The 565-nt window shown below is 71.3% G+C and carries 1 protein-coding gene; it reads right to left on the reverse strand.

The window, feature by feature from the left end:
* Positions 1 to 10 precede the first annotated feature (10 nt).
* A partial coding sequence (gene hisF, locus B4F07_RS05275) for an imidazole glycerol phosphate synthase subunit HisF (RefSeq protein WP_293704572.1) occupies positions 11 to 565 on the reverse strand: 555 nt, incomplete at its 5' end.

The raw sequence follows: 565 nt of genomic DNA on the forward strand, positions 1-565 counted from the left end.
GACGATCCAACTAGGGAGCACTGGAGTGCGACCGCACCGGCAATCCCGCGGCGGCAAGCCGCGCATGGGCTTCGGCGATCGTCGCTTCGCCGAAGTGGAAGATGCTGGCAGCGAGCACCGCGCTTGCGCCGCCCTCGATCACCCCGGCGACCAGATGGTCGAGGTTGCCGACCCCGCCCGAGGCGATTACCGGCACGCTGACCGCGTCGGCGATCGCGCGGGTGAGCGCGAGGTCGTAGCCGTCCTTGGTCCCGTCGCGGTCCATGCTGGTGACGAGCAATTCCCCGACGCCCAGATCGGCAAGCCGGACGGCGTGGTCGAGCGCGTCGATGCCGGTGGGTGTGCGCCCGCCGTGGGTGAAGATTTCCCAGCGACCATCGGCGACGCGGCGCGCGTCGATGCTGCCCACCGCGCACTGGCTGCCGAAGCGATCGGCGATGTCGGCGACGAGTTCGGGGCGCGCAACCGCGGCGCTGTTCACCGCGACCTTGTCGGCGCCCGCGAGCAGCAGCGCGCGGGCATCGTCAGCGCTGCGCACCCCGCCGCCGACGGTAAGCGGCATGAA

The organism is Sphingopyxis sp. UBA6723 (assembly GCF_002454115.1).
GTDB lineage: Bacteria > Pseudomonadota > Alphaproteobacteria > Sphingomonadales > Sphingomonadaceae > Sphingopyxis.